We start from the raw sequence: 24,387 nt of genomic DNA on the forward strand, positions 1-24,387 counted from the left end.
CCCTGAGGGAGCGCTCCTGGGGTGTCCGGGCGACGGCACCGAAGCACCGCCGCCCGGACACTCCGCACCCCACGAAGCACGCCCGCACGGTCAGGGCGCCGGCCTCACCACAGCGGGGTGAAGACGATGGCCACGTTGTCGTCGCCCTGGTTGACGGCCGTGAAGGCGGAGCCGGTGACCTGGGCGGTGTTGTTCTGGTTCGTGGCGCCGGCTCCGGTGGCCTGCTGCTGCGTGGTGGCCGAGTTGCCGAAGTTGTCGCCGCCGACACCGCTGCCCAGGGCGTCGACCTCGGAGCTGGTGGCCGTCGCGTTCGATCCGTCGTCCGCGAGGGCGCCGCTGTCCGCCGCCGCGACGCCGGTGAAGAGGGCGGCCGCGAGCGGCAGGGCGGAGACCGCGGCGATGACGCGGGCGGTACGGATGCTTGCCATGGTGTGTTCCCTCCAGAACAAGGACGCACCGGCTCATGACCGTGTGCGGTTCATGACCGTGCGTGCGTGAAGTACGGCTGTCACCAGGGAAGTTGTCCCCCCGCCCCGGTGCTGTGGACGACGTCGCGAGATCAAGGCTGCCCGGGGAATCCCCCGCGAACCACCCTGGACACCATCATTCGCACGCAAGTGTGACGACAAGGCGATAAACCCTGACGCGCCCCTTGAATCCCACCCCTTTCCGAGGGGGAGGACCCCGCCCCGCTCCCGTAAGGGATGAAGCGTTCCGCCGCTCCTGCCGCCCACCGCCCCGTCCCGGCGCGACGCGCACCCCCCTTCCCTTACTCGAACATCGGTACGAAAATAGAGGCATGGCCACCACCGACCGGCAGGCCGCGACCCTGGCCCTCGCACACGCCCTGTCAGCCGCCGAACGCGGACTGGCCGTCATCCCCCTGTCCCGGACGAAACTCCCGGCCCTGCGCTCCCCGCACCGCGACGACCCGGAGCCGTCAGGTCCGCCCTGCCACGGCGAGTGCGGCCGCTTCGGCCACGGCGTCCACGACGCCTCCACCGACCCCGCCCGCATCCGCGCACTGTTCGCCGCCGCACCCCACGCCACCGGCTACGGCATCGCCTGCGGGCTGCCCCCGCACCACCTCATCGGCGTCGACCTGGACATCAAGACCGGTACCGACTCGTTCGCCGCCCTGCGCGAACTGGCCCGGCGCCACCTGTTCACGATCCCCGCCACGGTGATCGTCCTCACCCCGAGCGGCGGCCGTCACCTGTGGCTGAGCGGCCCGCCGGACGTCGTCGTCCCCAACTCCGCGGGCCGGCTGGCCCCCGGCATCGACATCCGGGGCGCCGGCGGCTATCTCGTCGGCCCCGGCTCCCACACCGACCACGGCCCGTACACCACCGCCCCGGGCACCGCGCGTCTGGCCCCGGCGCCCTGCCCGCCCGCCCTCCTGCGCCTGCTCCTCCCACCGCCCCGCGCCCACCACCCGACGGTCACGCCGGCCGACGGTCACGGCCGGGGCCTGGTCCAGTTCGTCCTCGCGGCACACGAGGGCCAGCGCAACACCCGCCTGTTCTGGGCGGCCTGCCGCGCCTACGAGGACGGAATCGGCCCGGCCCTGGTGGATCCCTTGGTCGACGCGGCCCTCAGCACCGGCCTGTCCGAACACGAAGCCCGCGCGACGATCGCGTCGGCGGCACGGATGACGGGGCACCGCCCCTGACCACCCCGCCCCCACCGGAACCGAAAGACCCCGATGCACCACCGCTCCAAAACACCGACCATGTCACTCGCCCGCGTCCTCCTCGGCTCCGGCCGCCCGGTCGACCTCTCCGAGCTGCGGATGGCGTCGACGTACGGCGGACCGCTCGAGGGCTACCCGTGCAAGCCCTTCAACGACAGGAAGGTCGACCGGCTGCTCCGGTCCGCCGAGCGTGCCTTCCCCGGCACCCCGGTCCACCTGATCCCGCCCCCGCGCGAGTACCCCGACCAGTACGCGGGTGCCTTCGGCCCCGTGGAGGTGCTGCCCGCCGTGACGTGCGTCGGCAGCTTCCGGTCCGAGGCGCTCGATCCGGCCCACGACCGCTCCCGCCTCATCGTCGTCTGGTTCCAGCCCTCCCCGCGCGTACCGTCCGGCTGTGACGCGGAGCCCTCACTGCGGGACCTGCCCTGGGAACGGCTGGCCGAGGACGAAGAGTTCCAGAGACCGGCGCTCGGACCCGTTCCGGGCGCGCGAGGTGACGGTCCCGCGAGGTGATGCACACGTACGGAGTGGCGACAGCCTGAACGTCATCACACGTACGGGTGAGTGTCGAGGTCCATTGCCGGGGTACGAAGCCGCTGCCCCGGCCTCTGCGAAGGCCACCCCCGTCGAGGGCCCGAGAGGCGAAAAAGCCTGGTGGCAGGGGATCGCGCGAAAGAAAACGATGCCGCGGGAGACCTTTTCGATCATCTGCTGTCAGCGGTGTGCGCGTGTCTACAGCGACCTAAACGTCCTGATTGTTCAGAATGTTACCTACTGCCCCAGTTGAAACTATGAAGTTTCATTGCCGAGGAGCATGACATGCAGGTTCGCAGGTGGCTCCCAGACCAGCCCACTCGTATCGGCCGTCACGACTGGCCGGACGAGGGGGACAACGGAACGCACATGCGGCTGCGGGCCGGCTCCATCGTGGTACTGGACCGGCAGGGGTGGCGGATCCTGGAGATCAACGGCTACCCGAGCAACTGGTGGCCGGAATCCTACGAGAAGGCGTGGCGCGACCACGTGGAACTGTGGTGGCACGCCAACGAACTGCGCCGGGCCAACAACCAGGCGGTCAAACCGGCCCCCGAACGGGCCGAGTTCTACAAGCGCCCGGTGGTGCTGGTGCTGCGCAACGAGAACCTGCCCCGTTCCACGCCGAAGCACTGGTGCGCTCCCGCCAGCCACGACTGGCGGGTCCTCCCCGAGCACTACGCCGTCTGCCGCGCCTGCGGCGAACTGCCGCCCTGCCACCACGGGGAGTACCGCTGGGAGGGCGGCCCCCGCTGGCCGGAGCAGGACGGCGGCATCCCGCTCATGGTGCCGGAGGGCTGCTGCATGGGATGCGCCGAGCCGATCCGTCCCCGGGTGCGGACCGTGCGCTTCCCGGGCCCGAACCTCTGGTACCCGGACCTGGGGGAGGACACGGCCGTCTTCCACGCCCGCACGGCCTGCGCCGACCAGGTCGACCGTTACCGCATGCAGTGGCAGGCCGAGTACAACCCGCGCTCCTCCGCCCACCTCGCCACTCCCTCGTTCCCGGGTTTCGAGCACTTCGTGCTCCCCCGCACACGCCACGCGCCGGACGTGTCCCCGCACGACCGGCGGACCCCCCAGGACCCGCACCGGCCGGAAGCGGAGGAATGCGCCTCCGTGACCGGCGACTTCGGTGCCTTCCCCGCCCCGTTCGACGGACGCCGGGCGGACCCGGGGACCGGCACACCGCCGACCGCCCCGCCGGCGCCCCCGGCCGCGCCCGAGCCGGCACACCAGCCGGCACCCGCGTCCTCCGGCACACCCCCGGCGGACCCGACGGCGCCGGCGCCTCTTCCCACGGTTCCCGCGGTTCCCGCGACCGGTACGAGCGTGCCCGCCACCGCGCCGGCCGAGGCGCCCGCACCCGCCTCCCCTTCCCTCGAAGGCCTCGGTCCGGCCCTCCGGTCCGCGCAGGAACTGGACCTGGCGCTGACAGGAAGCCCGTCCTTCCACAACGCCGAGCAGGCGGCCCGGGTGATCGAGGAACTCACCGCCGCGGTCCGCAACATCGCGCTCTGCCTGAACAACCCGGCCGCACGCGAACGCCCCTGACCCAGGTCAGGCGGCTGCGAGCACCCGAGCGGCACCGTCATCGTGCCCCAGCCGTGCCCGACCGAGCGGGAAGCCATGGGGAACCGCGGTCAGTCGCGGAGAACCGAACCCGAGAACGGCCCCTGACCGAGTAACCAGGTCAGGGGCCGTTCTCACTGCTCATCGCGCGGAGGCGGTGGGATTTGAACCCACGGTGACATCGCTGCCACGACGGTTTTCAAGACCGTTCCCTTCGGCCGCTCGGGCACGCCTCCCCGCGCCGGCCGGTGATCGGCGGCGCGGGGACAAGGGTAACGGGTCCGGGGTCCGCGGGTGAGGTCAGCTGTCGCCCACGCGGGAGCCCAGGGTGAGTTCCGTGGTGCGTTCCTTGCCGTCGCGCTCGTAGGTGATCGTGACCTCGTCGCCCGGCTTGTGGGTCCAGATCTCGCCGATCAGGGTGGGGCCGGAGTCGATGACCCGGTCGTCGAGCTTGGTGATGACGTCACCGGGCCGCAGGCCCGCCTTGTCGGCGGGGCCGCCGGGGTCGACGGGCTCGGAGCTGCCCGCGCCCTGCTCGGTGATCTTCGCGCCGCCCGCCGTGTCCTCCAGGGAGACCGACGCGCCGATCTTGGCGTACACCGGCTTGCCCGTCCTGATCAGTTCCTGGGCGACGTACTTGGCCTGGTTGACCGGGATGGCGAAGCCCAGGCCGATCGAGCCGGCCTGCCCCGTGCCGAAGCCGCCGTTGCTGGTGGACTGGATCGCGGAGTTGATGCCGATCACGTTGCCCTGCGCGTCGAGCAGCGGGCCGCCGGAGTTGCCCGGGTTGATGGACGCGTCGGTCTGCAGGGCGCTCATGTAGGAGGCCTGGCTGCCGCTGCCGTCGCTGGAGGCGACCGGGCGGTTCTTCGCGCTGATGATGCCCGTCGTGACCGTGTTGGACAGGCCGAAGGGCGCGCCGATCGCGATCGTCGAGTCGCCGACGGCCACCTGGTCGGAGTTGCCCAGGGGGAGGGGGTCGAGGTCCGAGGGGGCGTTGTTCAGCTTGATGACCGCGACGTCGTAGCCCTGTGCGTGGCCGACCACCTCGGCGTCGTACTTCTTGCCGTCGGGGAAGGTCGCCGTCACCTTGCCGCCGTCGACGGCCTCGGCCACGACGTGGTTGTTGGTGACGATGTGGCCCTCTTTGTCGAAGACGAAGCCCGTGCCTGTGCCGCCCTCGCCGCTGCTGCTCTCGGCCTCGATGGTGACCGTGCTCGGCAGCGCCTTGGCGGCCACGGCGGCGACCGTGCCCGGGTCGCGCTTCACGTTGCCGCCGCTGGTGGACGCCGAGACGGTCGTCGAGCCGTTGCTGTCGTTCTCCTTGGCCAGCGTGTAGCCGAGGCCGCCGCCCGCGCCGCCCGCGACCAGCGCGGCCACCAGGACCGCGGCGAGCAGACGGCCGCGCCTGCCGCCGCTCTTCGGCGCGGGGTGCTGCTGGTAGGAGGAGCCCCAGCCGCCCGGACCGTGCCCGGCGCCACCGTCGCCGCCGTACGACGGGGTGGACGGCGGCGGGGGCGGGGGCCAGGAGGCGTCAGGGGCGGAGGAGGAAGGGGCGGGGTCCGGGTTTCCGTGGGCACCGTGCGGGCCCCAGCCGGTCTCGCCCACCGGGGTGTGAGGGGCTGAGCCGTATCCCTGGTCCGCGTTCCGCACGGGTGCCTGCGGCGGTGCGGACGGGGCCGGGTCCGGAGCCGCTCCCGGGGCCGGGTGCCCCTGGTGCGCCGGAGCAGCGGGAGCATCCACCGGCGCGGGCGGCGGTGCGGACGGCGCCGGGGGTACCGCGGTGCCCTCGTTCTCGGTGCTCACAGCTTCTCTCCTCGATCCACGGCGTTGTTGTCGGTCACGCCCGTCCACGAGTCCGGCGCGACGCGGCTGTGCATGTCTCTTTGTATGACGTCAGCTTTTCCCACGGGCCGTCAGGGCACCATAAGCCGTTCCTGTGGGTCCGGGGCCATTCTTTATATAGGGCATTACTCACTTAAGGCGCGCCACTCGATGTCTCCGACCGGACGGCGACACCGTTCATCCCACTCCGGGCACTCGTCTACCCGTGCACGGTGGCACCATGACGCGGTGACCCACGCACGGCAGCACCCGCCCCGAGTCGTCGCGCACCGCGGGGCCTCCGAGGACGCCCCCGAGCACACCCTGGCCGCATACCGCAAAGCGATCGAGGACGGTGCGGACGCGCTCGAATGCGATGTGCGCCTGACCGCCGACGGTCACCTTGTGTGTGTGCACGACCGTCGCGTCAACCGTACGTCCAACGGGCGCGGTGCGGTGTCGGCGCTCGAGCTCTCCGATCTGGCCGCCCTGGACTTCGGCTCCTGGAAGAGCCGCGACGCCTTCGGGGGACCGCGCGTCGAGGAGCCCGACTGGGAGCACCGCCCGGAGGACCGGGAGGCCACCTCCGTCCTCACCCTGGAGCGGCTGCTGGAGCTGGTCTCCGACGCCGGGCGCCGGGTCGAGCTGGCGATCGAGACCAAACACCCCACACGGTGGGCGGGACAGGTGGAGGAACGGCTGCTGCTCCTGCTCAAGCGGTTCGGCCTCGACGCGCCCGCCGCGGCGGAGGACTCCCCGGTACGCGTGATGAGCTTCTCCGCGCGGTCGCTGCACCGCGTACGTGCCGCCTCGCCGACGCTGCCCACGGTCTATCTGACGCAGTTCGTCTCACCGCGGCTGCGCGACGGACGCCTGCCCACCGGCGTGCGGATCGCGGGGCCCTCGATCCGCATCGTGCGCGGCCACCCCGCGTACATCGAACGCCTGAAGCAGTCCGGGCACCAGGTGCACGTGTGGACCGTGAACGAGCCGGAGGACGTGGACCTCTGCGTACGTCTCGGCGTGGACGCCATCATCACCAACCGCCCCCGCGCGGTGCTCGATCAGCTCGGCCGCTGACCGCGCGGCGCACCACCCGCCCCACCGGCCCCAGGAGCAGTGCGCACGAGTCTTGACCTCGTGCCCGACCCCGGCGCATCCTCACATCTCGGCCACAGCGACGAAATCCAGCCACATGGCTACGGGGAGTGCTCCGGCGCGTTCGGTGCGTATTCGATCGCTTGGAGTGCGTCACCGCTCACGGACCGACCGGTTTCCCGTTCGGGCCCATGGGGCATCCACACCGTGGCGTGGGGCGAAGGAGGTCTCGGGGGTGGCGTTGGTGGTGGCACAGGAGGTGCCCACGTCGTCGTGCATGGCCGTACCCCATGGCCCTGCGGGCGTGGGGCAGGCGAGGCGCCGTATGCGCGCGCAGCTGCGCGACGGCGGGGTGGCGGACCCGGTCATCGACGACGCCGTACTGATTCTTTCCGAGCTGCTGAGCAACGCGTGCAGACACGGCCGGCCGCTCGGCGACGCCCTGGCCGGGGACGGGGACGTACGCGCCGCCTGGCGGGTGGACCCGTGCGGACGGCTCGTCGTGGAGGTCACGGACGGCGGCGGCCCGACCCGCCCGGCTCCGGCCACCCCGTCGGTCACGGCGCACGGCGGCCGGGGGCTGAACATCATCACCGCGCTGGCCGACGACTGGGGCGTACGCGACGAGGTGCCGGGCGAGGTCACGGTGTGGGTCGTCGTCCACGACGACGTGTACGACCCGGACGCCGGAGCCGCGCACCGGCGCGAGGACTTCGCCGCACGGGTGACGGCGCCCGCCGTCTCCCGCATGCCCGGGCTGGACTTCGCGGACGTCTTCGACGAGCTGGACTGAGGGCGGCCCCGGCCGGGGAGAGGGCGCCGGTCCGGCGCGGTGCCCGCGGTGTCCACAGGTCGGCACGTCGTCCACAGGTTCCCGTCGGCCGTGGCGTGAACGGCTAGGCTCGCGCCCGTACGAGACGAGCCGTAACCGGGAGACACCCACGATGGCCAAGAAGCGACCCCAGACGAAGGCCAAGCGCCCGCAGCTCACGGACGGGCAGATCCCGGTCGTCGGCGCCCGCGAGCCCTGCCCGTGCGGCAGCGGCCGCCGTTACAAGGCCTGCCACGGCCGTGCCGCCGCGCACGCGGTGACCGAGCTGGTGCACCGCCCGTTCGAGGGCCTGCCGGGCGAGTGCGACTGGGTGGCGCTGCGCGAGCTGGTGCCGGCCGCCACCGTCGGACTGACGCTCAAGGACGGCCTGCCCGAGGGAGTCCCGTCGGTCACGCTGGCCACGGTGCTCCCGATGGCCTGGCCCGCCCTGCGCCGCGACGACGGCTCGGTCCTGCTCGGCCTGCAGAACGACACCTCCTCCGGCGACATCAGCCGCGACCTCGCCGACACCCTGCGGCGCGCGCTCACCGCCGCCCCGGGCACTCCGGTACAGGCCCGGCGCGTCCCCGCCGACGGGATCCGGCTGCAGGACCTGCTCGACCCCGAGGGCGCTTTCGAGCCGGTCGTGCACAGCGGGTTCGAGTTCTGGGTCCCGGACCCGGAGAACGCCACGCCGGACGTCACCGCCTCCCTGGAGCGGGCCAACGCCGCGGCCATCCCGACCGTCAAGCTGTCGGGCGTGGACTCCGCGTACTGGTGCGAGACGCCCGAGAAGAACCATCTGCGGTGGGTCATGCCGCATCCCGAGGAGCAGCTTCTGGACGCTCTCGCGCGGTTGCACGCGGCGGGCGGCTCCTCCCTCGGTGAGGGCACCCGTCTCGTGGGCTCCTTCCGCGCTCACGGGCTCACCGTGCCGGTCTGGGACCTGCCCAGCGGGGTCGGCGCCGAGGACGTGGAGAAGCCGGCGGCCGAGTTCGCCGAGCGGCTCGCCGCCGCGCTGGCCACGGACGCGCCGCTGACCGCCGACGAGCGCCGCGCGCGCGGCGGCCTGACGAACCGCCAGGTCACTCTGAGCTGAGGTCCGGCCGCACACCCGGTTCCGCCGGCCGCCCGACCGGCGGAACCGCCCCGTCACGCACCATCGGCCTCCTGCGCAACTCCCGTCGCGCACAAGCCAGTCGGTGACCGGAAAGGCCGAGATCGAATTTGCGAACCGGCGATCTCTTGTTACCGTTCCAGTAGCCCGGTTGCTGGTGCATCCCCCGTCGCCAGCAACCGGGTCTTTGCGTGTCGGCCACCGCTCACGGAGCGCGGTCGCCCGTCAACCGCGCGTCGCCACAAGGGAGTTGCTTCCGAAGCGCAACGGCTGCGGTCCCCTTACGACACCGGCCTCGACCTCCGCGGCCGCCGTGCGGCACCCGCGGCCACCCCGAACGCGCCGACCCGGTGTCCCGCGCGTGGCAGCCCGTTCCCGGCGCGGTGCGTCCGCCGCCGGGTCCCCTGAGGCCGGGTACGGCGTTCCAGGCCCCGCCGGTGGCGTCGCGGCGGTGAGTCCGCGCCCGGGGTCCCGCCCTCGCGACGGCACACAGGCCCGTGCCCCTGTGCCGTCGGGGAAGGGGAGGAGAGCACGGGGCCCCGCCGCGCGCGGCGAGCGTGCGGAACCGGTGCGGTCCCCGGGCCCGGACGGTGCGCCCCGTCGGCGGCAGCGGCACCTTGACGTTCCGCGCACAGTGGTCCGTACCGCACCGGTCGGCCCCGCGGGCGTGTCCCCGGCCCCGCCACGGCGGCATGCGACCGGGCGGGCCGCCACGGCGCCCGTGAGGCGCGTGGGCACCCCGGTCCGGGAGGGAGGGGCCGCGCCCGGCCGGGACGCCGTGCGCGCACCCGCTACATCTCGGGCGCGCTCACACCCGTACGCGTGAGGGCGTCGACCACGGCGTCCACCACCGCCTCGACATCGGGCACCCACGGTGCGGCCGAGCCGGGCAGCGGCGCGCGTTCCCAGCGGATCTCGCCCTGCGCGGTCCCGGACGGGGGCAGCGCGAGGTAGCCGCCCTCGCCGTGGAAGCGGAGGGAGCCGGGGACGAAGTCCTTGGCGTACAGCAGCTCGCCCAGCTGCTCCATGGAGTACGGCTTCACCAGGATCGACCAGCGGGCCGGCGCGGCGACGACCGGGCCGAGCCGCATGCCGCAGCGGTCGAGCGCGGCGAGGGCGCGGGCGGCCGGCAGGGCGGGCAGGGACACCGCGCAGGGGGCCGTGCCTCCGGTGGCGAGGACGATCGGCGCCGTCGGCCGGTTGCCCCACCACCAGCGCACCATGCGCGCGTCGGTGGTGGCGGCGAGGAGGCCGGGGTCGAACGGGTGGGCACCCGGCACCGTGCACTCGGGGTCGGGGCAGGCGCAGCGGGACCGGTCCTGCGGGTCCGCCGCCACGCCCGGGAGTACGGGCCACTGCCAGTCCGTGGCGAAGGTCAGGGCCGCGCCGATCAGATCGGGCCCTCCGTCGCCACGCCGGGACAGGAGCCTGCGTCGCCTTCCGAGGATCTCGCGCATGAGCGCTCGTTCCTTTCCGTTGCACGCCTGGCAACACCGTGGTCCAGATCACGTCATGTGTCGATCACTTCACTGTGCGTACCTATGGGCGCATCACACCCCGTGCCGGGCAGGGGGTACCCCTATGGGCCGAGCATGGGCTGCCTCCGCGGCCGTTCCACCCGTACCGCGTCTCTCGGAAGTACGGGCGTGGCGTGGGGGTGGCGAAGTCTGGCGTTTGCCGTCGCGCGTGGTTCTCTCCGCCTCCGCCGCGGGAGGATGGGGCACGGTCGTCGGTGGTTAAGACGCCCGGGTCCGTCGCCAGGTTCCCGGGCGGTTCCCCACCACACCTGGCCTTCACCGAGTACGTACCCATCACGACCGTTGTGACGCTCCGTCGAGCAAGCCCAGTCGACCGCAATATGCCTCCCCCTGAGGCAGTTTCAAGCCAACTTCATATTTCGGCAAGGGGTCTGCGGGAATTCTCTCCAGTCCCACGGACACCAGGAATCCCAGCAGGACAATGCTGGACATCTCCTCACGAGTACGTGTACATGTGGAGACACTGCCGGCGAGCAGAATGACATGGGGGTTTGCGATGCTTTTGAGCAGTACGTACCGGTCGGAAAGCCGGACACCATGAACGCCCCGCACCCTCCGAAAGTGGCCGGAATCGATTCAACGGTTCCCTCACCCGCACACACTGTCGCGTCCGTCACCGCGGGTGCCTCCCCGGCTCCCCCGGCAAACCCCCGGAACGCGCCGGGCGCGCTGCTCCAGGACCGGCTCGCCGGCTGGGTCTCCGACCTCACGACCCTCCACGAACTCACCGAACGCCTGGCCCGCGCGAGCACGCTCGACGAGGCCCTCCAGGAGCTGCTGCGTGCGGGAGCCGCCCTGGTGGGCGCGCGGCGCGGGCTCGTCTCCCTGGAACCCGCCGACGGTCTCGGCCCGGCCACCGCCCTCGGCCTGGGACTGGCCCGCGCGGATCTCGGCCATCTGGAGACGGTGCCGCGCGGCGCACTGCCGTACGGCAGGATCCTCGACGGGCTGCCCGGCTCCGACGACGGCGTCGCCGAACCCGACCTGTTCGCCGAGAAGGGGCTCGACCCCCGGCACCGCGAGGTCGCCGCCCGCCTCGGCTACGCCGCCAGCTTCGCCCTCCCGCTCGCCACCGGGACCGCCGGGCGCCTGGGCGCCGCGGTGTGGCTCTACGACGAGCCGGCCGAGCCGTCGAAGCGGCAGCGCCACCTCCTGGGCCTGTACGTCCGCCACGCCGCCGAGCACCTGGCCCGGCTCCTCGAACTCGAGCGCACGCGCGCGTGCATGGCCACGATGGCCGAGGAACTGCTGCCCTCCCGTCTCCCCCGGGTACCCGGCGTCCAGCTCGCCGCGCGGCACCGCACCTCCCCGCGCGGGGGCGGCGACTGGTACGACGCGCTGCCCCTGCCCGACGCGGCCCTCGGTCTCGCCGTCGGGTCCGTCACCGGGTCGGGACCCAGTGCGGTCGCGGCGATGGGCCGGCTGCGGGCCTCGCTGCGCGCGTACGCCGTGATGGAGGGCGAGGACCCGGTCGCCGTCCTGTCCGACCTGGAGCTGCTGCTGCGGCTCACCGAGCCCGCCCGGTCGGCCACCGCCCTGTTCGGTTACTGCGAACCCGCGCTGCGCCGGATCACCCTGGCCGGCGCCGGGCACAGTCCGCCGCTGCTGCTCGGCGAGCGCCGCACCGAGTTCGTCGAGACGTCGGTCTCCGCGCCGCTGGGCATGCTCGCCTGCTGGGAGGCGCCGAGCGTGGAGGTCCAGGCGGAGCCGGGGGAGACGGTGCTGCTCTACACCGACGGGCTGCTGCACCGCACCGGCGACCCGACCGACCGTGCCTTCGCGCGGCTGCACGCGGCGGCGGCCGGGGTGCCGAAGGCCCTGCGTCACGACCCCGGCGCCGTCGCCGACCACGTCCTGCGCGCGGTGCTGCCCGGGGGCGCGGACACGGCGGACTCCAGGGAGGACGTGGTGCTGCTGGCGGCGCGGTTCGCGTAGCCGTCCCGTCCCTCTCCGCCACCGGTCCGTGCCCCATTCGGCCGTTTCCGCCCGACCGTACGATGGGGGGTGGTCCAGTGCCGTATCGAGGAGGATGACCGTGGCCGAGGAGCTGCCGGAGACCCCGGAGACTGCCGAGGAAGAGCCCGTCAAGCAGCGCAAGAACGGCCTGTACCCGGGCGTGTCCGACGAGCTGGCCGAGAGCATGAAGAACGGCTGGGCCGACACCGAGCTGCACGATCTGCGGCCGATCCCCCAGGCCGCCGAGACCGCCGCCCGCCGCGCGGCGCTCTCCGCCCGTTTCCCGGGTGAGCGTCTGGTCGTCCCCGCGGGCAACCTGAAGACGCGGTCGAACGACACGGAGTACTCCTTCCGCGCGTCGGTCGAGTACGCCTACCTCACCGGCAACCAGACGGAGGACGGCGTCCTCGTCCTGGAGCCCACGGCCGACGGCCACCAGGAGACGATCTACCTCCTGCCCCGTTCCAACCGTGAGAACGGCGAGTTCTGGCTGGACGGGCAGGGCGAGCTGTGGGTCGGCCGCCGCCACTCCCTCACCGAGGCCGAGAAGCTGTACGGCATCCCCGCCTCCGACGTGCGCGAGCTGGCCGGCGCGCTGCGCGAGGCCACCGGCCCGGTCCGGGTGGTGCGCGGATACGACGCCGGGATCGAGGCGGCGCTGACCGACAAGGTCACCGCCGAGCGCGACGAGGAGCTGCGCGTCTTCCTCTCCGAGGCGCGGCTGGTCAAGGACGACTTCGAGATCGGCGAACTGCAGAAGGCCGTCGACTCCACCGTGCGCGGCTTCGAGGACGTCGTGAAGGTCCTCGACAAGGCCGAGGCGACGTCCGAGCGCTACATCGAGGGAACGTTCTTCCTGCGCGCCCGCGTGGAGGGCAACGACGTCGGCTACGGCTCCATCTGCGCCGCCGGACCGCACGCCTGCACGCTGCACTGGGTACGCAACGACGGCCCGGTCCGCTCCGGTGACCTGCTGCTGCTCGACGCGGGCGTGGAGACGCACACGTACTACACGGCCGACGTCACGCGCACGCTGCCGGTCAACGGCACGTACAGCGAGCTGCAGAAGAAGATCTACGACGCCGTGTACGACGCCCAGGAGGCCGGTATCGCGGCGGTGAAGCCGGGCGCCAAGTACCGCGACTTCCACGACGCCGCCCAGCGCGTGCTGGCCGAGCGGCTCGTCGAGTGGGGCCTGGTCGAGGGCCCGGTGGAGCGGGTGCTGGAGCTGGGACTGCAGCGCCGCTGGACGCTGCACGGCACCGGTCACATGCTCGGCATGGACGTCCACGACTGCGCCGCCGCGCGGACCGAGACGTACGTCGACGGCACGCTGGAACCCGGCATGGTGCTCACCGTCGAGCCGGGTCTGTACTTCCAGGCCGACGACCTGACCGTGCCCGAGGAGTACCGCGGCATCGGCGTCCGCATCGAGGACGACATCCTCGTCACGGCGGACGGCAACCGGAACCTGTCCGAGGGGCTGCCCCGGCGGTCGGACGAGGTCGAGGCGTGGATGGCGGCCCTGAAGGGCTGACGCACGGCACGACGGCCGGGCACACGCGCGTGCCCGGCCGTCCCCGTTCCCGTCGCCGCACCGCGGCCCGGCCGCACCGTGGCTCGCCGTACCGCGATCCGCTACACCGCGACGAGCGGGGCGTCCTCGCGCCATTTGAGGATCTTGTCGAAGCTCACCACCGCGCCGCCCCGGCCCGGCTTGTTGCCGATGTGGACGTGGTCGGCGAGCTCCCGGATGAGACACAGGCCCCGTCCGTGCTCCGCGTCGGACGGCGCGGGACGGGCCGGCGGGCGGGGCCGGCTCCCGGTCACGCCGGGGAAGCCGGGGCCCGCGTCGGCGACCTCGATGCGGCACTTCTCGCCGTCGAGGTAGGCGGTCACCCGGAACGCCTCCGAGGTGCCGTCCCGCACGGCGTCACCGCCGTGCTCGACCGCGTTCGCACAGGCCTCACTGAGGGCGACGGACAAGTCGTAGGAGATGTCGGGGTCGACGCCCGCGGTCTCCATGGTGCCGAGCAGCAGGCGCCGGGCGAGCGGCACGCTGGCGGCGTCGCGCCGCAGATGGAGTGACCACCAGATGCTCATGCTCCAGCCTCCTGGCTGCGGCTCGACATACCGTTACGTATTGCCCTGAGTGCTCGCCGGTAAGCGTAAAGTTGACGTGACACCGCCCATATGGCGGGTGTGTCGTGGATACGATCGGTGTATGCGGGGCATGTCGTACCAGATGTGATCTTCCGGCCGTACCTCATCTTGCGGACCTGCCGTACGGCGGTCGGTGGGCCGGTGCGATGATGAGCGCGCCATGTCTGCCCCCCACCCGTGTACGACACGCTCCGGACGAGGCCTCCGGATCCTGCGGGCCGCGGTGTTCGCCGCGGTCTGCGTCGTGCTGGCCGGGGCAGGGCACGCGCTCGCCTCCCGCACCGCCGTACCGCTGTGGACGCTGGGCGCGGGCTTCCTCGGGGCCCTCGCGGTCGCCGCGCCGCTCGCCGGACGCGCGCGGTCGCTGCCGGGGATCGTGGTGTTGCTGGCGTGCGGCCAGACGGCCCTGCACACGCTGTTCGGCCTGGGGCAGCACGGCGTGCCCGCCACGGAGCCGTCGTCCGCGCTCTCCGACGCCGCGCTGGTCGAGCGGGCCGCGCGGCTGCTGTGCGGGACCGCCTCGGCGGGGCTCAGCCCCGCACAGGCCGAGCGCGTCCTCATCGACGCGCGGGTCCGGCATCCCGGAGCCGCCACCCACGCGCAGACCGCCGCGGACGCCCCGGCGTGCCTGCTGCCGTCGCTGCCGATGCTGCTCGGACACGTCCTCGCGGCGCTGGCCGCGGGATGGCTGCTGCGCCGCGGTGACCTGGCCCTGCTGCGGCTGGCCGGACTGTCGGCGCACGGTGTCGCCGAGGGCGCCCTCGTACGGTCCCTCCGCGCGGCACTCGCCCTGGTGCGCGCCCTGCGCGCCGGGCTCCCGGGAGCACCGGAAGGGGCCCCGCGCATGGCGTGCACCGCGCTGCTCGCCCCGCTTCCGCCCCGTTCCGCCGGACTGCACCACACGGTGATCCGCCGGGGCCCGCCGGCCGCCGGCACCGCACTCGCTCTCGCCGCCTGACGCGAGGCGACCACCACTCCGGGTTTTCCGGTCGAGGAGCCGAGGAGAGGGGCGCCGTCGTGCGGCACGCGCGTGCGGCCGTTTCCGTGTGCGCCCGGCCGTCCTGCCCGAAGGGCCCGTCCGGTCGTGCGCGCGGCACATCCCTCACCGTCAGTGAAACCTCAACCGAAGCGGAGTGCTTCTGCCATGAAGGCTTCCCGTATCGCCGCCGCCGGCGCCGTCGCCGGTGCCGCCGTCCTCGCCGTGTCCACCCCCTGCTTCGCGCACGTCAGCGTGCAGCCGGAGGGTGAGGCCGCGAAGGGCGGCTACGCGGTCGTCGGCTTCAAGGTCCCCAACGAGCGGGACAACGCCTCGACCACCAAGCTCGAGGTCACCTTCCCCACGGACCACCCGCTGGCGTCCGTGATGCCGCAGCCGGTCGAGGGCTGGGACGTCAAGGTCACCACGTCCAAGCTGGACAAGCCGCTGGAGATGCACGGCAAGAAGATCGACGAGGCCGTCTCCAAGGTCACCTGGACCGCCAAGGGCGACGGCATCGAGCCCGGCTTCTTCCAGAAGTTCCCGGTGTCCGTCGGCACGCTGCCCGAGGACGCCGACGAACTCGTCTTCAAGGCCCTGCAGACGTACTCCAACAAGGAGGTCGTCCGCTGGATCGAGGTGCCGCAGGAGGGCCAGGAGGAGCCCGAGCACCCGGCTCCCGTGCTCACCCTGTCCGAGGCATCCGAGGACGGCCACGCGCACGGTGCCGCGGACGACGACAAGGCCTCCGGCGACACCGCGGCGGCCGAGAACGCCTCCGCCCAGACCTCCGCCTCCGGCGACGAGGACGAATCCGGCGGTACGGACACCACCGCCCGCGTCCTGGGCGTCGTCGGCATCGTGGTCGGCGCCGCGGGCGTCGCCTACGGCGTCCTCGCCGGTCGTCGGCGCACCACCGCCTGACCCCTTCCTCGTCCCGACGGCGCGCACCGGGCCGCTCACGGCCCACGTGACCTCCCGGTGCGCGCCGGAGCACTCACCTCTCAGGACCATTCATGCGCAAGAAGACCTTCGCGGCCGCGGCCCTGCTCGCCGTCGCCTCCCTCACCCTCTCCGCCTGCGGGAGCGGGTCCGGCGACAGCGGCGATCCCGTCGCCGTGGTGTCCGAGGAGGCCGGCGCCCAGAAGGCGGGCACCGTCCTCGACAATCCGTTCGAGAAGCCGGACCTCGTCCTCACCGACACGGACGGCAAGAAGTACGACCTCCGTGAGGAGACCGCGGGCAAGCCGACCCTGATCTACTTCGGCTACACGCACTGCCCCGACGTCTGCCCGCTGACGATGAACAACCTCGCCGTGGCCAAGAAGCAGCTTCCCCGGGAGCAGCAGGACGAGCTGCGGATCGTGTTCGTCACCACCGACCCGGAGCGTGACACCTCCGCCGCGCTGGGCACGTGGCTCAAGGGCATCGACCCCCAGGTCGTCGGCCTGACCGGCGACTTCGCCACCATTCAGGCCGGTGCCCGCACCCTCGGCATCTCGATCGACCCGCCGCGCAAGGACGACAACGGCAAGACCGTCTCCGACCACGGCACCCAGGTCATCGCCTTCTCCCCGAAGACCGACGGCGGGTACGTCCTCTACGGCGAGGACGCCACCGTCGAGGACTACACCAAGGACCTCCCCAAGATCATCAAGGGTGAGAACCCGTGAGGCGCCCGGCAGCAGCGGCCCTGGCCGTCGCCGGGGCACTGGCCCTGGCCGGCTGCGGCGGCTCCGGCAGCGGCCCGGCGGAGCTGTCCGTCGGCTCCGCGTACATGCCGCAGCCGGTCTCCGACCTGGCCGCCGGCTTCCTCACCATCACCAACGACGGCGACTCCGCGGACCGGCTGACCTCGGTCAGCAGCGACGTCGCCGGCCAGGTCACCGTGCACGAGACCGTCGACGGGGCCATGCGGGAGGTCGAGGCCCTCGACATCCCGGCCCACGGCAGCCTGGTGCTGGAGAGCGGCGGCAACCATCTGATGTTCGAGCGGCTGAAGCGGAAGCCGAAGCAGGGTCAGAAGGTATCCGTCGAGCTGCGCTTCGCCGAGTCGGACCCCGTCACGGTCGAGATACCGGTGAAACCGGCCACCTACACCCCGAAGACCGGACACTGAGGGAGACACCCCTGTGACCCAGACCATCGCCCCCCGCGTGCGGATCCTGGTGCTGCTGCTCCTGGCGGTCACCGGCGCGCTCCTCGCCGGAGCCGCTCCCGCCTCCGCGCACGCCGCGCTGACCGGCAGCGATCCCGGGCAGGGGGCGGTGGTCGACACGGCACCCACCCAGGTCTCGCTCACCTTCTCCGAGCAGATCGCGGTGAGCGACGACGCCGTGCGCGTCCTCGACCCCAAGGGCAAGCGGGTCGACAAGGGCACCCCGGCCAGCCCCGGCGGCACGACGTACACCGTGCGGCTGCTCAGCGGACTGCCCGACGGCACCTACACCGTGGCCTACCAGGTGGTGTCCGCGGACAGCCACCCCGTCGCCGGTGCCTTCACCTTCTCCATCGGCGCCCCCTCCGAGACCTCCGTCTCCGCCTCCGCGCAGGCCTCCGACGACGGCCTGATCGGCGGGCTGTACGGCATCGGCCGCTACCTGTCGTACGCCGGCTTCGTCGTCATGACCGGCGGGGCCGCCTTCGTGCTCGCCTGCTGGGGGCGCGGCGCCGGGGTGCGGGCGGTGCAGCGGCTGGTCGTCTCCGGCTGGCTGACGCTCACCGCGGCCACGCTCGCGCTGCTGCTCCTGCGCGGCTCCTACACCACCTCCGGGGCGGTCGGCGACGTCTTCGACCTGTCGCTGCTCGGGGACGTGCTCCAGACGAAGACCGGCGCGGCACTGGTCTCCCGGCTGCTGCTGCTCGCCGCGGCGGCCCTGTTCATCGCGGTGCTGTTCGGCGCCTACGACAAGCGGGAAGCCGAGGAGAAGCGGGACCTGACCTTCGGGCTGGCGATCGGCGGGACGGTCGTGGCGGCCGGGCTCGCCGCGAGCTGGGCCATGTCCGAGCACGCCTCCCAGGGACTCCAGCCCGGTGTCGCCATGCCCGTCGACGTGCTCCACCTGCTGGCCGTCGCCGCCTGGCTCGGCGGACTCACCACCCTGCTCGTCGCGCTCTACCGGGCGCCCGCCGACACCCCGGTCGGGCGGGACGCCGTCCAGCGGTTCTCACGGCTCGCCTTCGGCAGCGTGGTGGCGCTGGTCGTCACCGGCGTCTACCAGAGCTGGCGGCAGCTCGGCTCCTGGTCGGCGTTGACCGACACCCGGTACGGACAGCTGCTGCTCGCCAAGATCGGGCTCGTGGTGGTGATGGTCGCGACCGCCTCGATCTCACGGCGCTGGACGGCACGGCTGGTGGAGGCACCGGTCCCGGCGGCGCGTGAGGAGGAGAAGGAGAAGCAGCCGGCAGGGGCGGGCAAAGCCGCCGAAGCCGGAAAGGGTGAGTCCGGGAAGGACGAGCCCGGGGCCGAAAAGGGCGGTGACGCCCGGGCCGCCCAGCTCGCCCGGCAGCGGGCCGCGATGGAGAGCGCCCGGCAGAAGCGGCTGCGCGACGCCGACCCCCACCGCTTCGGCCTGCGCCGCTCCGTACTCGCCGAGGCGGGCATCGCCGTCGTCCTGCTCGCCGTCACCACCGTGCTGACGCAGACCGAGCCGGGGCGCACCGAGCAGGAGGCCGCGGCGGCCGCCTCCGCCTCGTCGTCCGCCTCGACCGGTCAGGGCACCGGTGCGGTGACACTGAACATGCCCTTCGACACCGGCGGCGAGAACGGCAAGGGCGTCGTCACGATCGACCTCGACCCCGCCCGGGTCGGCGACAACGACATGCACGTCTATGTGGAGGGCCCGGACGGCCAGGCCGTCGACATCCCCGAGGTGAAGGTCGCCCTCACCCTCTCCGCCAAGGACATCGGGCCGCTGCCCGTCGTCCCCGACCGCATCACCACCGGACACTGGTCGGCGAGCGGAGTACAGATCCCCATGACGGGTGACTGGAAGGTCGAGGTGACCGTGCGGACCTCCGACATCGACCAGGTGACCGTCTCGAAGAACGCGAAGATCGGCTGAACCACCATGGCTGACCAGACCCTTCCGCAGGCCCGGACCTCCGGGGCACCCCAGGGGGAGGCCGGGGACCGGACCACCGGGAACGGCATCTCCCGGCGCCGGCTGCTCGGCACGGCCGGTGCCACCGGACTCGCCCTCGGGGCGGCGGGCGGAGCCGTGGGATACGCGGCGGCACCCGCCGGAGCCACCCCGCTGACGTCGGTGGGCGACGGCCGGGTCGAGTTTCACGTGAAACATCAGCCCGGCATCACCCAGCCGCTCCAGGCCCGCGGCCACCTCATCGCCTTCGACCTCGCGCCCGGGACCGGACGCAAGGAGGCCGCCGCCCTGCTGCGCCGCTGGTCGGACACCGCCCGCCGGCTGATGGCGGGCGAGCCCAGCGCGCAGGACGACACCGGCGTGGCCCGTGACGCCGGCCCCTCCTCACTGACCCTCACCTTCGGCTTCGGTCACAGCTTCTTCGCCCGCACCGGCCTGGAGAAGCAACGCCCGGCCGCCCTGGACCCACTGCCCGACTTCTCCTCCGACCACCTCGACAAGGCCCGCAGCAACGGCGACCTGTGGGTGCAGATCGGCGCCGATGACGCCCTCGTCGCCTTCCACGCCCTGCGCGCCGTCCAGAAGGACGCGGGCTCCGCGGCGAAGGTGCGCTGGCAGATGAACGGCTTCAACCGCTCACCCGGCGCCACCGCCCGCCCCATGACCGCCCGCAACCTGATGGGCCAGGTCGACGGCACCCGCAACCCCAAGCCCTCCGAGCCCGACTTCGACGAGCGGATCTTCGTCCCCGGGAAGGGCGAGCCGGCCTGGATGGCGAACGGCTCCTACGTCGTCGTACGCCGTATCCGCATGCTGCTGGACGACTGGGAGAAGCTGCCGGTCAAGGAGCAGGAGAGCGTCATCGGGCGCCGCAAGTCCGACGGGGCGCCGCTGTCCGGGGGCACCGAGACGTCCGAGATGGACCTGGAGAAGACGGATTCCCGGGGCAACCTGGCCGTCCCGATCAACGCCCACGCGAGGATCACCCGGCCCGACCAGAACGGCGGCGCCGCCATGCTCCGCCGCCCGTTCTCGTACCACGACGGCATCGACGCGGACGGGACGCCGGACGCGGGGCTGCTGTTCATCTGCTGGCAGGCCGATCCGCTGCGCGGCTTCGTGCCGGTGCAGCGCAAGCTCGACCGGGGCGACGCCCTGACGCCGTTCGTCCGCCACGAGGCGAGCGGGCTGTTCGCGGTGCCGGGCGGCGCGGCGGAGGGAGAGTATGTGGGGCAGCGGCTGCTGGAGGGGTGAGAACCGTCCCGCGTCACCCCTGAGGGCGCCGGCGGGGCAGCCGTCGGCCGGGGGCCCCATTAGGGTGAGGTCATGCCAGCGAGCTACGCGTATCTCGGTCCAGAGGGCACCTTCACCGAAGTCGCCCTGCGCACGCTTCCCGAGGCGGCCACCCGTGAGCTGATCCCGTACGTGTCCGTGCAGTCCGCGCTCGACGCGGTGCGCGTCGGCGAGGCCGAGGCCGCGTTCGTCCCCATCGAGAACTCCGTCGAGGGCGGTATCACCACCACCCTCGACGAGCTGGTCGCGGGCACCCCGCTGATGATCTACCGCGAGGTGCTGCTGTCGATCACCTTCGCGCTGCTCGTCCGTCCGGGCACCAAGCTGTCGGACATCAAGACGGTCACCGCCCACCCGGCCGCCCAGCCGCAGGTCCGCAACTGGCTCAGGACACACCTCCCGGATGCCGTCTGGGAGTCGGCCGCCTCCAACGCGGACGGTGCGCGGCTGGTCCAGGAGGGCCGGTACGACGCCGCCTTCGCCGGTGAGTTCGCCGCCGCCCGGTACGGTCTGGAGGCCCTGGAGACGGAGATCCACGACGCGGAGAACGCCCAGACCCGGTTCGTACTGGTGGGCCGCCCGGCCCGGCCCGCCGCGCCCACGGGGGCCGACAAGACCTCCGTCGTACTGTGGCAGCGCGACGACCACCCCGGCGGGCTGCGCGACCTGCTGGGTGAGTTCGCCACCCGTGGCATCAACCTGATGCTGCTCCAGTCCCGGCCGACCGGTGCCGGGATCGGCAACTACTGCTTCTGCGTCGACGCCGAGGGGCACATCTCGGACCGCCGGATGGCCGAGGCGCTGACGGGGCTCAAGCGCATCTGCCTGCAGGTGCGTTTCCTCGGTTCGTACCCGCGTGCGGATGTGCACCCCGGGGAGGTACGACCGCCGTTCCCCGGGACATCGGACGAGGAGTTCGTGGGGGCGGCGGAGTGGGTCGCGCGGTGCCAGGACGGGCGGTTCTGACAGAACCGGCCGGTCCTACCTGCTGATTTTCGTTATCCACAAGAGTTATCCACAGGTCTGCTTCTTCATCTGGGGACAAGTCGACACCGAAGCCCCATCCCGTCGACAAATCGCTCCACAGGGCATGACCTCGTTCATCGCCCCGCACATCCCCCTTCGTCCACCCTTTTCCTTTGGTCAACCCTTTGGGGTGAGCCTTTTCCACTCAAAAGTGGGGAGGAAGGGAGTTTGTCCTGGGAATCCTCGGCTTTGATCAGACGTTTCGGAGCGATCAATTCCGCAGTCCACAGATCTTCCCCACAGCCTGTGGATAACTTCCCGGACGTGTGGATGCCTGTGGAAAACCGAGGCTCAAGTTCCGTACCGCACAAGGGATCCCGGTCAACCCACGTCCCGCGGACTGACCCGTTCCAGGGGGAGCGCCCCATTCATTGACCTTGCGGAACATTCTGCGCAATTCCCCCATAACGGAACGTGCGTCACCGCACCGCAATAGTGAGTCGTGAGGCGTCACCCCGCACCGGTAGCCTTGACCGCGTGATTGACCTTCGCCTGCTTCGTGAGGACCCCGACCGTGTGCGCGCTTCGCAGCGCGCCCGTGGAGAGGACGTCGCGCTCGTCGACGCCCTCCTGTCTGCCGACGAGCGGCGCAGGTCGTCCGGCGTCCGCTTCGACGAGCTGCGCGCCGAGCAGAAGTCGCTCGGCAAGCTCATCCCCCAGGCCGCCGGTGACGAGAAGGCCGAGCTGCTGAAGCGGGCCGGCCAGCTCGCCGCCGACGTCAAGGCGGCCGACGCCGACCGCGACGCCGCCGCGACCGAGACCCAGGACCTGCTGCTCAAGCTGAGCAACCTCGTCCACCCCGACGTGCCCGTCGGCGGCGAGGAGGACTTCGTCACGCTGGAGACGCACGGCAGCATCCGTGACTTCGACGCCGAGGGCTTCGCGCCCAAGGACCACCTGGAGCTCGGCCAACTCCTCGGTGCCATCGACGTCGAGCGCGGCGCCAAGGTCTCGGGCTCCCGCTTCTACTTCCTGACCGGTGTCGGCGCGCTGCTCGAGCTCGCCCTGGTGAACGCCGCGATGGCGCAGGCCACGGCCGCCGGCTTCACGCCGATGCTGACCCCCGCGCTGGTGCGCCCCCAGTCGATGGCGGGCACCGGGTTCCTCGGCCAGGCGGCCCAGGACGTCTACCACCTCGACAAGGACGACCTCTACCTGGTCGGCACGTCCGAGGTGGCGCTGGCCGCGTACCACATGGACGAGATCATCGACGCCGACCGGCTGCCGCTGCGGTACGCGGGCTTCTCGCCCTGCTTCCGCCGCGAGGCCGGCTCGCACGGCAAGGACACCCGGGGCATCTTCCGCGTGCACCAGTTCGACAAGGTCGAGATGTTCTCGTACGTCGCCCCGGAGGACTCCCAGGCGGAGCACCAGCGGCTGCTGGAGTGGGAGAAGCAGTGGCTGACCTCGCTGGAGCTGCCGTTCCGCGTGATCGACGTCGCCTCGGGCGACCTGGGCTCCTCGGCCGCGCGTAAGTACGACTGCGAGGCGTGGATCCCGACCCAGGGCAAGTACCGCGAGCTGACCTCGACCTCGGACTGCACCGAGTTCCAGTCGCGCCGGCTGTCGATCCGCGTCCGTGAGGACAAGAAGGTGCGCCCGTTGGCCACGCTCAACGGCACGCTGTGCGCCGTACCGCGCACGATCGTGGCGATCCTGGAGAACCACCAGCAGGCCGACGGCTCCGTGCGCGTGCCGGAGGTGCTGCGTCCGTACCTGGGCGGCCGGGAGATCCTGGAGCCGGTCACCAAGTGAGCACCGCCCCCTTCCCGTACCGGCTCATCGCCACCGACCTCGACGGCACGCTGCTGCGGGGCGACCACTCGGTCTCCCGCCGCACCCGTGACGCGCTCGCCGCGGCCACCGCGGCGGGCGCCGCGCACATCGTCGTCACCGGCCGCGCGGTGCCCTGGACCCGCCCCATACTCGACGACCTCGGCTACGAGGGGCTCGCCGTCTGCGGCCAGGGCGCCCAGGTGTACGACGCCGGGGCGCACCGCCTGCTGACGTCGGTGACCCTGGACCGGCAGCTGGCCGGGGTGGCGCTGGCGAAGATCGAGGCGGAGGTCGGCCCGCTGTACCTGGCGGCGAGCCGCGACGGTCTGGACGGCGAGGTGCTGGTCGGTCCCGGTTACGAGGTCGTGGGCGGGCTGCCCGCGACGCCGTTCACGGACGCGTCGGACCTGTGGACGGCACCGCTGAACAAGCTGTACATCCAGCACCCGGGCCTGACCTCGGACGAGCTCGCCGACGCGGCCACCCGCGCGGCGGGCGGGTTCGTCACCGTCACCATGGCGGGCGAGGGCATCGTCGAGCTGCTCCCGCTCGGTCTGTCGAAGGCCACGGGGCTGTCCCTGGCGGCGCGCCGGCTGGGCGTGAAGGCCGCGGAGACGATCGCCTTCGGTGACATGCCCAACGACATCCCGATGTTCGCCTGGTCCGCCCACAGCGTGGCCATGGCCAACGCCCATGAGGAACTGCGGGCGGTGGCCGACGAGGTGACGGCCTCGAACGAGGAGGACGGCATCGCACTGGTCCTGGAACGACTGCTGTCGTCGTAAATGCGGGCAATCGTGCCTCCCCCAGTGCCTAAGAAGTCATCTCATTTGGCTGGGTAAGCTGCCGGTCGTGGCAGGGATTGTTGAGCGGCTGGTGCCGGACGAGTTGTGGGAGTTGTTCCAGC

Annotated in this window: 21 protein-coding genes and 1 tRNA gene; 17 read left to right on the forward strand and 5 right to left on the reverse strand. The window is 72.2% G+C overall.

Features of this window, described 5'->3' with window-relative positions:
- Positions 1-104 precede the first annotated feature (104 nt).
- Positions 105-428 (reverse strand): hypothetical protein, encoded by a 324-nt coding sequence (locus tag ACF1DX_RS35220; RefSeq protein WP_391795211.1) that lies wholly within the window; start codon positions 426-428, stop codon positions 105-107.
- 371 nt (positions 429-799) lie between these two features.
- Here ACF1DX_RS35220 and ACF1DX_RS35225 point away from each other — a divergent pair, with 371 nt between their 5' ends.
- The 3 genes from ACF1DX_RS35225 (at position 800) to ACF1DX_RS35235 (ending at position 3,781) form a co-directional block, all read left to right on the forward strand.
- Positions 800-1,672, forward strand: a complete 873-nt coding sequence (locus tag ACF1DX_RS35225; protein ID WP_391795212.1) for a bifunctional DNA primase/polymerase — start codon at positions 800-802, stop codon at positions 1,670-1,672.
- 60 nt (positions 1,673-1,732) lie between these two features.
- Positions 1,733-2,206 carry a hypothetical protein gene (locus tag ACF1DX_RS35230; RefSeq protein ID WP_391795213.1) on the forward strand — a complete coding sequence of 158 codons (474 nt, stop codon included), beginning with the start codon at positions 1,733-1,735 and terminating at the stop codon, positions 2,204-2,206.
- A 306-nt stretch (positions 2,207-2,512) separates the two neighbouring features.
- Complete coding sequence (locus ACF1DX_RS35235; RefSeq protein WP_391795214.1) at positions 2,513-3,781, forward strand: hypothetical protein; 1,269 nt, start codon at positions 2,513-2,515, stop codon at positions 3,779-3,781.
- Between the two features lie 167 nt (positions 3,782-3,948).
- Here ACF1DX_RS35235 and ACF1DX_RS35240 read toward each other — a convergent pair.
- Positions 3,949-4,035, reverse strand: a tRNA-Ser gene (locus ACF1DX_RS35240).
- Between the two features lie 64 nt (positions 4,036-4,099).
- Entirely contained in the window at positions 4,100-5,605 is a 1,506-nt protein-coding gene (locus tag ACF1DX_RS35245) for a S1C family serine protease (protein ID WP_391795215.1), read from the reverse strand.
- 267 nt (positions 5,606-5,872) lie between these two features.
- Here ACF1DX_RS35245 and ACF1DX_RS35250 point away from each other — a divergent pair, with 267 nt between their 5' ends.
- The 3 genes from ACF1DX_RS35250 to ACF1DX_RS35260 all read left to right on the forward strand — a co-directional run bounded on the left by ACF1DX_RS35250 (position 5,873) and on the right by ACF1DX_RS35260 (position 8,631).
- Complete coding sequence (locus tag ACF1DX_RS35250; RefSeq protein ID WP_391795216.1) at positions 5,873-6,703, forward strand: glycerophosphodiester phosphodiesterase; 831 nt, start codon at positions 5,873-5,875, stop codon at positions 6,701-6,703.
- A 166-nt stretch (positions 6,704-6,869) separates the two neighbouring features.
- Positions 6,870-7,514 (forward strand): ATP-binding protein, encoded by a 645-nt coding sequence (locus tag ACF1DX_RS35255; protein WP_391795217.1) that lies wholly within the window; start codon positions 6,870-6,872, stop codon positions 7,512-7,514.
- A gap of 151 nt (positions 7,515-7,665) precedes the next feature.
- Positions 7,666-8,631, forward strand: a complete 966-nt coding sequence (locus ACF1DX_RS35260; RefSeq protein ID WP_391795218.1) for a DUF5926 family protein — start codon at positions 7,666-7,668, stop codon at positions 8,629-8,631.
- An 809-nt stretch (positions 8,632-9,440) separates the two neighbouring features.
- On the opposite strand, the gene ACF1DX_RS35265 is transcribed toward ACF1DX_RS35260, so the two are convergent.
- The gene (locus tag ACF1DX_RS35265; protein ID WP_391795219.1) at positions 9,441-10,106 is read right to left on the reverse strand and encodes a bifunctional DNA primase/polymerase; all 666 of its coding nucleotides are present in this window, start codon (positions 10,104-10,106) and stop codon (positions 9,441-9,443) included.
- 618 nt (positions 10,107-10,724) lie between these two features.
- On the opposite strand from ACF1DX_RS35265, the gene ACF1DX_RS35270 reads away from it, so the two are divergent.
- Together ACF1DX_RS35270 and ACF1DX_RS35275 are read left to right on the forward strand one after the other, a co-directional pair.
- Positions 10,725-12,122 (forward strand): PP2C family protein-serine/threonine phosphatase, encoded by a 1,398-nt coding sequence (locus ACF1DX_RS35270; RefSeq protein WP_391795220.1) that lies wholly within the window; start codon positions 10,725-10,727, stop codon positions 12,120-12,122.
- 100 nt (positions 12,123-12,222) lie between these two features.
- Complete coding sequence (locus tag ACF1DX_RS35275; RefSeq protein WP_391795221.1) at positions 12,223-13,680, forward strand: aminopeptidase P family protein; 1,458 nt, start codon at positions 12,223-12,225, stop codon at positions 13,678-13,680.
- A gap of 101 nt (positions 13,681-13,781) precedes the next feature.
- On the opposite strand, the gene ACF1DX_RS35280 is transcribed toward ACF1DX_RS35275, so the two are convergent.
- A complete protein-coding gene (locus ACF1DX_RS35280; RefSeq protein ID WP_391795222.1) occupies positions 13,782-14,246 on the reverse strand; it encodes an ATP-binding protein in 465 nt (154 codons plus the stop codon).
- Between the two features lie 220 nt (positions 14,247-14,466).
- Here ACF1DX_RS35280 and ACF1DX_RS35285 point away from each other — a divergent pair, with 220 nt between their 5' ends.
- From ACF1DX_RS35285 to ACF1DX_RS35325, 9 genes are all read left to right on the forward strand, one after another.
- Positions 14,467-15,264, forward strand: coding sequence for a hypothetical protein (locus ACF1DX_RS35285; protein WP_391795223.1), 798 nt, complete (start codon positions 14,467-14,469; stop codon positions 15,262-15,264).
- A gap of 186 nt (positions 15,265-15,450) precedes the next feature.
- Entirely contained in the window at positions 15,451-16,206 is a 756-nt protein-coding gene (locus tag ACF1DX_RS35290) for a YcnI family protein (RefSeq protein WP_391795224.1), read from the forward strand.
- A gap of 92 nt (positions 16,207-16,298) precedes the next feature.
- Positions 16,299-16,955 (forward strand): SCO family protein, encoded by a 657-nt coding sequence (locus ACF1DX_RS35295; RefSeq protein ID WP_391795225.1) that lies wholly within the window; start codon positions 16,299-16,301, stop codon positions 16,953-16,955.
- Positions 16,952-17,401 (forward strand): copper chaperone PCu(A)C, encoded by a 450-nt coding sequence (locus ACF1DX_RS35300; protein ID WP_391795226.1) that lies wholly within the window; start codon positions 16,952-16,954, stop codon positions 17,399-17,401. The genes ACF1DX_RS35295 and ACF1DX_RS35300 overlap by 4 nt, the downstream gene beginning before the upstream one ends.
- 13 nt (positions 17,402-17,414) lie before the next feature.
- Entirely contained in the window at positions 17,415-19,346 is a 1,932-nt protein-coding gene (locus ACF1DX_RS35305) for a copper resistance CopC/CopD family protein (protein WP_391795227.1), read from the forward strand.
- A gap of 6 nt (positions 19,347-19,352) precedes the next feature.
- Complete coding sequence (gene efeB / locus ACF1DX_RS35310) at positions 19,353-20,639, forward strand: iron uptake transporter deferrochelatase/peroxidase subunit (protein WP_391795228.1); 1,287 nt, start codon at positions 19,353-19,355, stop codon at positions 20,637-20,639.
- Between the two features lie 72 nt (positions 20,640-20,711).
- Positions 20,712-21,644, forward strand: coding sequence for a prephenate dehydratase (gene pheA, locus ACF1DX_RS35315; RefSeq protein ID WP_391795229.1), 933 nt, complete (start codon positions 20,712-20,714; stop codon positions 21,642-21,644).
- A gap of 537 nt (positions 21,645-22,181) precedes the next feature.
- Positions 22,182-23,459, forward strand: coding sequence for a serine--tRNA ligase (gene serS / locus ACF1DX_RS35320; RefSeq protein WP_391795230.1), 1,278 nt, complete (start codon positions 22,182-22,184; stop codon positions 23,457-23,459).
- On the forward strand, positions 23,456-24,265 hold the full coding sequence (locus ACF1DX_RS35325) for an HAD family hydrolase (RefSeq protein ID WP_391795231.1): 810 nt from the start codon (positions 23,456-23,458) through the stop codon (positions 24,263-24,265). The genes serS and ACF1DX_RS35325 overlap by 4 nt, the downstream gene beginning before the upstream one ends.
- The last annotated feature ends 122 nt before the right edge of the window (positions 24,266-24,387 follow it).

Source organism: Streptomyces sp. NPDC014676, from assembly GCF_043084105.1.
Lineage (GTDB): Bacteria > Actinomycetota > Actinomycetes > Streptomycetales > Streptomycetaceae > Streptomyces.